Genomic DNA, 207 nt, shown 5'->3' with positions numbered 1-207 from the left:
GATCCATTTCCCTAATGCCGAAGGCGTCAGGTCATACTCACGTACAATTTCATTTCTAGGTTTACCATTCTCATAAAGTTTGACCATCTGTAATTTGAATTCTGGACTGAAACTTCTTCTTTCACGTGACATAAATAAATCGCCTACTTTCTTAGATTAACAATATCTATTCACATAGAAATTGTCCAACTAAGTGTAGACGATTCA

At 35.3% G+C, this 207-nt stretch carries 1 protein-coding gene; it reads right to left on the bottom strand.

Annotated elements, in window-relative coordinates; genetic code table 11:
* On the bottom strand, positions 1-132 hold a 132-nt coding region (locus ERX27_RS11330; protein ID WP_165983165.1), incomplete at its 3' end, for a transposase.
* Positions 133-207: the final 75 nt, after the last annotated feature.

Source organism: Macrococcus brunensis (assembly GCF_004359615.1).
GTDB classification, from domain to species: Bacteria; Bacillota; Bacilli; order Staphylococcales; family Staphylococcaceae; genus Macrococcus; species Macrococcus brunensis.
Note: the sequence above shows the minus strand (reverse complement) of the source record. Positions and strands in the feature narration are given on the sequence as shown.